The sequence below is a fragment of the Methanobrevibacter sp. genome, from assembly GCF_045644645.1.
Lineage (GTDB): Archaea > Methanobacteriota > Methanobacteria > Methanobacteriales > Methanobacteriaceae > Methanocatella.
The window spans coordinates 1-7,345 of record NZ_JAZRHE010000082.1 but is presented as its reverse complement, the minus strand read 5'-3'; the positions used below and the strand labels follow the sequence as shown (position 1 = coordinate 7,345).

Annotated in this window: 9 protein-coding genes; 3 read left to right on the top strand and 6 right to left on the bottom strand. The window is 35.9% G+C overall.

Annotated features, from left to right (window positions below; genetic code table 11):
* Positions 1-43 precede the first annotated feature (43 nt).
* Genes rpiA through ACKI4K_RS04785 form a run of 3 tightly spaced genes read right to left on the bottom strand, consistent with a single transcriptional unit; the run spans position 44 to position 2,211 of the window.
* Positions 44-730, bottom strand: coding sequence for a ribose-5-phosphate isomerase RpiA (rpiA, locus tag ACKI4K_RS04795; RefSeq protein ID WP_407422812.1), 687 nt, complete (start codon positions 728-730; stop codon positions 44-46).
* Complete coding sequence (locus ACKI4K_RS04790; protein ID WP_407422810.1) at positions 731-1,168, bottom strand: UPF0179 family protein; 438 nt, start codon at positions 1,166-1,168, stop codon at positions 731-733.
* Positions 1,168-2,211, bottom strand: coding sequence for an NAD(P)-dependent glycerol-1-phosphate dehydrogenase (locus tag ACKI4K_RS04785; RefSeq protein WP_407422808.1), 1,044 nt, complete (start codon positions 2,209-2,211; stop codon positions 1,168-1,170). The genes ACKI4K_RS04790 and ACKI4K_RS04785 overlap by 1 nt, the downstream gene beginning before the upstream one ends.
* A 148-nt stretch (positions 2,212-2,359) precedes the next feature.
* Between ACKI4K_RS04785 and proS the strand changes: the two genes are divergently transcribed.
* Genes proS through thiD form a run of 3 tightly spaced genes read left to right on the top strand, consistent with a single transcriptional unit; the run spans position 2,360 to position 5,182 of the window.
* Positions 2,360-3,763 (top strand): proline--tRNA ligase, encoded by a 1,404-nt coding sequence (gene proS, locus ACKI4K_RS04780; protein ID WP_407422806.1) that lies wholly within the window; start codon positions 2,360-2,362, stop codon positions 3,761-3,763.
* A gap of 9 nt (positions 3,764-3,772) precedes the next feature.
* Positions 3,773-4,447 (top strand): 2-phospho-L-lactate guanylyltransferase, encoded by a 675-nt coding sequence (gene cofC / locus ACKI4K_RS04775; RefSeq protein WP_407422804.1) that lies wholly within the window; start codon positions 3,773-3,775, stop codon positions 4,445-4,447.
* A complete protein-coding gene (gene thiD, locus ACKI4K_RS04770; protein WP_407422802.1) occupies positions 4,448-5,182 on the top strand; it encodes a bifunctional hydroxymethylpyrimidine kinase/phosphomethylpyrimidine kinase in 735 nt (244 codons plus the stop codon).
* A 3-nt stretch (positions 5,183-5,185) separates the two neighbouring features.
* Here thiD and ACKI4K_RS04765 read toward each other — a convergent pair whose 3' ends face one another.
* The 3 genes from ACKI4K_RS04765 to ACKI4K_RS04755 form a co-directional block, all read right to left on the bottom strand.
* Positions 5,186-5,938: an ABC transporter ATP-binding protein gene (locus ACKI4K_RS04765; RefSeq protein ID WP_407422800.1), complete on the bottom strand. Its 753-nt coding sequence runs from the start codon at positions 5,936-5,938 to the stop codon at positions 5,186-5,188.
* Between the two features lie 9 nt (positions 5,939-5,947).
* The gene (locus ACKI4K_RS04760) at positions 5,948-6,697 is read right to left on the bottom strand and encodes an ABC transporter permease (protein ID WP_407422798.1); all 750 of its coding nucleotides are present in this window, start codon (positions 6,695-6,697) and stop codon (positions 5,948-5,950) included.
* Positions 6,698-6,794: 97 nt separating this feature from the next.
* Positions 6,795-7,145: a carboxymuconolactone decarboxylase family protein gene (locus ACKI4K_RS04755; RefSeq protein ID WP_407422796.1), complete on the bottom strand. Its 351-nt coding sequence runs from the start codon at positions 7,143-7,145 to the stop codon at positions 6,795-6,797.
* Positions 7,146-7,345 lie beyond the last annotated feature (200 nt).

Below are 7,345 nucleotides of genomic sequence, written 5' to 3'. Positions count from 1 at the left end.
TATTTAAAATGAACTCATCCATCTAGAATAGATGACCAATCAATCATAACTCTTTGGTTCCATTCTCAGTCCCGACAATGACTTTATCCACCATCTGTGAAAATATTCCGTTTTCAACGACTCCAGGAATGGAATTCAAGTCGATTTCCATATGTGCAGGAGATTCGACACTTTCGAACTTGGCATCTATTACAAAGTTGCCGTTGTCTGTTATGACCGGACCATCCTTTCTTTGAGCCATCCTGATTTCACATTGTGCCCCCATATCTTCAAGTTCCTGAATAACAACCCTTGATGCATCTGGCAACACTTCAACAGGCACTGGAAATGTCCCTAATTTTTCAACACATTTTGACTCATCAACAATGACTATGAATTCTTTGGCAGCATAGTCAACGATTTTTTCCTTTGTGTGGGCTGCTCCACCGCCTTTTATCAAATTGAACTGAGGGTCCACTTCATCTGCCCCGTCAACGGAAAGGTCAATGTCATGCTCCTCCAGGGTAGTTATTGGGATATTCCATTTTTTTGCAATTAGCAAAGATTGAAATGAAGTTGGAATGCCCAACACATTAATTCCCTCATCACGAATTCTCATACCTACCTTTTCAATGAAATAATGAGTGGTTGAACCTGTTCCAAGCCCTAAAACCATGCCATCTTTTACGAATTCAGCCGCCTTATAACCTGCATTTTTTTTACTGGAATCATTGCTGCTAGCATTTTTCATTTATATCACAAACCCCAAAGTAAGTTTATTAAGCTTATAACTTTTTTTACATTCCCCGACATGTTTTCCATTATTTTCTAAAACAATGCATTTATCGTTTTCAACAAGGCCGTCCGGGAAACATAAATCATGAAAATCACATTTCTCATCACAATTTGGAGCATTATACGTGAATGTTGATCCTTCAAAAATACTTTTTGAATCTGTTAATAGGTCAATTTTTGCCCTGTCTATCTCAACTGGAATAACTAATCCTCCGGAATGTATTGGACATTTCTGTTCATTGTCCTTAACGTCAGTGACAACATATTTCCTATTTTTTTCAAGATTATCAACACAGGATGCCTTAAACCTACAATTTTCACATTCACCTGCAGGTCCTAAAAAAACGAATTCCTGACCCTTTTTTGCCAAATCCTTTCCAATTAATGTAATCATTAAATCACCTCCGTCTTATAGGCAAGTTCATATGCCGCTTCTTTGGATATTCCGTTGTCTCCAAGGATTGTATATCTTTCAGGCCTAATTTCATGAGCCATCATTAACGCTTCAATGATGTCCTCTTCAGGAATATTTAACTCTTTTGCAGTGGTTGGAGCTTGAACTGCTTTAAGTGAGTCTCTAATAGCTTTCCAATCCCCACCATGAAGATACATCATCATTATTGTCCCGACACCACACTGCTCACCATGCAAAGCCGGCTTGTCAAGTATCTTATCAAGCGCATGTGAGAATAAATGCTCTGATCCGCTGGCAGGCCTGGATGAACCCGCAATGCTTATTGCCATTCCACCACTGAACAGTGACTTCATGACTATGCGTGCACTGGGTTCCAGATTAGGTTTAATATTAGCTATGTTATCGGTAATCAAATGGGCTGACATTATTGATAATGCGGCTGCCGATTCGCTGAATGATTCGTTTTTCAGTCTGTGTGCCAATTCCCAATCTTTAATGGCCGTGAAGTTGGCTATTAAATCCGCACAGCCTGCAGCCAATAGTCTGAATGGAGATTGTGCAAGAATCTCGGAATCCGCAATGACCGCAATTGGAGAGTGCGCATTGACGGATATGGAAGTATTAGGATTTTTTATTGATGCCATAGGAGATACAATACCATCATGAGAAGCTGTTGTCGGCATGGATACAAAATATACGCCCTGATTGTATGAAGATAACTTAGCCACATCAATAACCTTTCCACCGCCAACACCTAAAACTGTAGTGTCCTGTGTGATTAGTTCTTCAACTTCAGATATTGATTCTTCAGATGCCCTGTCAACTTTAATAACATCATACTCAATATCATCCTTTTCAAGGCTTTCAATTACAGGTTTTGCACCCACATCATATGTGTGTGAACCTGTAACGATTAAAATCTTATTATCTAAATGCAGAGATTTGCAAATTTCTCCAGTATCTTTTATAATACCCGGATCAATGTAAACCTCCCTAGGCATTTGTATTTTCCTATTGCTCATAATATCTCCCAAGATTAAATTATACATTAATATATATGTATGAAATAATTATAAATAACTTTCTTTTGAATTGAAAAACGGCTAAAATAAACATTTAATACTTATTAAAAACAGATAATTTTATATTATAAAAATTATTTTAGGTGATATGGTGGAAAATTTTGACGAATGGTTTCATGATATTTTAGAACAGGCAGATATTACGGATTCAAGATATCCTATCAAAGGAATGGCAGTGTGGATGCCATACGGTTTTCAGATAAGAAAGCACTCAATGAACATTATTAAAAAGTTACTGGACAAGGATCATGAAGAAGTCCTATTCCCAATGCTTGTTCCCGAAACCGAACTTGCAAAAGAAGGTATTCACGTAAAAGGATTTGAAGATGAGGTATACTGGGTAACTAAAGGCGGGCAAACTGAATTAAATGAAAAATTAGCCCTAAGACCAACCAGTGAAACCGCGATTTATCCGATGTATGCATTATGGATCAGAACCCACATCGATCTTCCAATCAAATATTATCAGATAGTCAATACATTCAGATATGAAACAAAGCACACAAGGCCATTAATACGTGTCAGAGAAATTACAACATTTAAAGAAGCACATACCGCACATGCAACCAAAGAAGAATCAGATGAGCAAATTCAGGATTTCATTGCAATTTATAAGGAATTCTTTGATGATTTGGGAATCCCTTACTTAATTTCTCAAAGGCCTGAATGGGATAAGTTCCCCGGTGCGGACTACACAATGGCTTTTGATGTGATACTGCCTAATGGTAAGACCCTGCAAATCGGCACAATACACAATTTAGGTCAGACATTCGCAAAAACATTCGACATTACCTTTGAGGATAAAGATGGTGAGCATAAATTAGTTTACCAAACCTGTGCTGGAGTATCCGATAGGGTAATAGCTTCAGTCATTGGAGTTCATGGAGATGAAAAGGGACTTAGATTGCCGCCAGAAGTATCACCGAATCAAGTTACCATAATTCCAATTCTATTCAAAAAAGGAAAAGAAGAAGTCTTGGCCAAATGCAATGAAATCAAAGAGCGATTAGAAGACGAAGGCTTAAGAGTCAATATCGATGACAGAGACATTAGGCCTGGTAAAAAATTCAATGACTGGGAGTTGAAGGGAACCCCATTAAAACTTGAACTTGGACCAAGAGACTTGGAAAACAACATTACAGTAGCCATGAGGAGAGACGAAGGAGAAAAAATTGAACTCCCATTAGATGACTCATTGGCAGACAATGTTATTGACTTATTGAATAAGTCCTCACAAAACCTTTCTGAAATTGCATGGGCTTTCCAAAAAGAGCATGTCAAATTCACAGAAAACCTGGATGAAATTCCTGGACTTGTTGAAGCCGGAAATGTTGTCAAATTCTATTGGTGTGGTGATGAAGCAGTAGGTAAAGAGATTGAAGAGAAAACCGGATATGACATTTTAGGCATTCAGGAAGAGGTGTCAGAAGGAAAATGCATAGCCAGCGCGGAAGATGCAAAATACCTTGCTTTAATAGCTAAAACTTATTAAGTGATTGAAATGGATGACATATATGCAATAATTCCAGTTACAACATTCAAAAATGCGAAAACCAGACTCTCCCCATTTTTATCAGAAGAAGAGAGGGAAAAACTCCTAAAAGTAATGCTTCATGATGTGACCGACACATTGAAAAAGCATGTGGATAAGATTTTCATCATCAGTCGTGACGAGGACGTATTAAACTATGCGGAAAGTCTGAATGTTAATGCAATCTTGGAAAATGACAATTCCAATTTAAACAAAGCATTGACTCAAGCCATGAAGTTGTGCAAAGGAAAAGCAAGAAAAATCATTATCGTGCCTTCAGACATTCCATTAATTGGCAAAACCAATGTTCAAATGTTAATTGATGCATCCAAAAGCTTAGATTTCATCATTGTCCCCTCAAAAGGTGGCGGGACCAATATGATTATAATGAAGCCCATGGCAATCCGCACCAGATTTGAAGGATTCAGTTATAAAGAACATGTTAAAGTCGCCGAAAGAAAAAACTTAAATCCGCAGGTTCACGATTCGTTTTTCATGGCGCTGGACGTCAATACTACCGAAGATCTTGGCGAAATCATGATTCACGGTGAAAAAACACATACCAGACAGTATTTAAAGGAACTGAAAGTCAATGTTGAATCTTTCCGCGGAAGCGAACGCCTGAAAGTTACAAGAGATGATTGAATGATTGTAATGTCTATTGCAGGTGTTGACCCGTCAGGCGGTGCCGGCGTTTATGCTGATTTGAAAACCTTTCAGGCCATCGGAGTTTATGGAACCGGCATTGTGACTGCCCTAACCGCACAAAACCCGTATAAATTCTTTTCAACATTGCCAATAAATGAAAGTTATATTGAAGAGCAAATTGATTCTGTTATGGAATCTTACGATATCGAATTTATTAAAACCGGAATGTTATACTCACCAGAAATCATCAAATTGGTTGCTAAAAAAGTAAAAGAGTACGATTTAAAGGCCGTGGTTGATCCAGTTATGGTTGCAACTTCCGGTGGAGATTTAACAAAAGAAGGTATTGCAGATGCATTTAATGAATATTTACTTCCCCAGGCTGTTTTAACAACGCCTAACGTTAGTGAAGCTGAAAAATTAACCGGTTTTGAAATAAAAACAAAAGATGATGCCATCAAAGCATCCAAAAAAATAGTCTGTGACAGCCTAATTACCGGAGGGCATCTGGAGGGCAATAACATTATAAACATCAACGGCAATGTTAGTGTTGAAAAGCAGGAACTAATAGACACTGATAACTTACACGGCACAGGATGCAATCTGTCATCCGCCATTGCTGCATATCTTGCCAAAAACAACGATTTAAAAACAAGTATTCTAAAATCCCTTGATTATGTTTATGATGGAATAAAAAATGGAAATTATGGAACATTAATAGCTAGAATATAACTATCATTCTTCCATATCTAATTTATCAACAATTGATTCTTGTAAATTTATAAAATCGTGAGATTCTCTTTTTCTAGGTCTTTCAATATCAACTTCAATTATTTCAGCAATCCTACCGGGGTTTTTATCCATAATTACAATTTTATCAGCAAGATAAACCGCCTCATCAACATCATGAGTTACAAAAACTATTGTATTTTCAAATCTTTTCCAAACCCCAATCAGCTGTTCTTGAAGCTTGTGCCTATTTTGCATATCCAATGCAGAAAATGGCTCATCCATAAGCAAGATTGGTGAATGATTAAGCAGGGATCTGATAATTGCAACCCTCTGTTTCATACCGCCTGAAAGTTCATGAGGATAGCTATCCTTAAAGTCAATTAAACCAACGCTTGTCAAGTATCTTTCAGCAGCAGCAATATTTTCGGATTTATTATCTTTGTTTGTCATCTCCAAACCAAATGTTACATTCTGCAATACTGTTAACCAAGGGAACAATGAGTACTGTTGGAAAATAACCGCCCGGTCACCGGATGGTTTTTTAACAAATTCACCATTTTCAATAATTTCACCGGAGGTAGGTTGGTCAAGACCAGCTATTAATCTTAAAAGAGTAGTTTTCCCACATCCTGAAGGTCCCAAAAGGCAAACTAACTCCCCATCATCAACATGTAAATTAATATCCTCTAAAACAGATAATTTATCGCTTTTTTTACCCTCAAAGGATTTATTAATATTATTAACTTCAATCGACATCCATTACACCTACCAGAATATCCTGTCTTGAGCTTTTGTAAATACAAAATCAAATGCAAGTCCAATTAAACCAATGACCAGCATACCAACAACTGTGGTACCTGTATCAAAGAGGTTTGTTGCTGTTAAAATCATATAACCTAAACCACTGCTTGAACCAATCATCTCTGCTGAAATTGTACACATTAAAGCAATTCCAATACCTACTTTTAAACCTGAAACAACATAAGGAACGGCAGACGGCACTACTACACGCCTTAAAACATTCCAGTCATTAGCCCCTAAAGTCTGAGCAGATTCAACTAAAACTTTATCAGTTCTTTTCACACCATCAATAGTATAAACCAAAATAGGGAATACACATCCCATGAATATAATGAATACCGCTGGAAAAGTGCCGATACCAAACCATAAAATTGAAAATGGAATCCATGCAACAGGAGGAATTGGTCTTAAAACACTAATTACAAAAGTACATAAATCTTCCAATGTTTTATACCACCCAAGCAATATTCCCATAGGAATAGCGACAGCAGATGCGCAAATCAAACCTGCAAATACTTTGAATAAGGTATCAACAGTATTTGTAAGAAGTTTTCCGTTTTCAATTACTACCCATGCAGAATTAACTACATCAACAGGACTTGGCAATATATATGAAGAAAACAACTCAATTCCATCAGTGATAAAATACCAAAATAGAATTAGTATTATAGGTACAATAAATGGAATAAACTTATTCTTATAATTATCAAACATTTCATCACTTAATAAAAAATTATTTTACACTACTACATATGTTGTTATAATATAAAAAGTTTAAAATTAGAAAAAAAATGAAGGGTAAGATAAAACATTAAGCCTTATCTTCTCTTTCTTCTTCAATAGCTTCAGTAACGCTATTCAATATTTGAAGTGATTTGGAAAATGCAGGCATACCAGATGTTAATAATACAACTCTTAAAACATCCACAATTTCTTCTTTAGTAATGCCAAGTACTTCAATAGCACTTCTTATTTGTTTTTTGGTAGCTCTTGGATCAGCACGGGAAGCGGTGATGCCTATAGCTATTAATTTTTGAGTTTTATAATCCAAGACTTTTCCATCCCATACAGTATCGTTAATGTTAGATACTAACTCATACAAATCAGGATATTCATCTTTTAATTCTCTGATACCTTTTCCGTAATATACATCTCCTTTCATATAATAACCTCAATTAATATTAATTAATACTATTTTACTTTTTTAAATTATATATAAATAGCTATTTTTAATTGATTCAATATTATCCATGATTTTTTTATCTTGGGATGTATACTTCATTTTATTTACAGAAAGTAAAGATTAATTATTTGTAAAAATATGATAAAAATTGCAAATATACAAACATTTATATACTTACT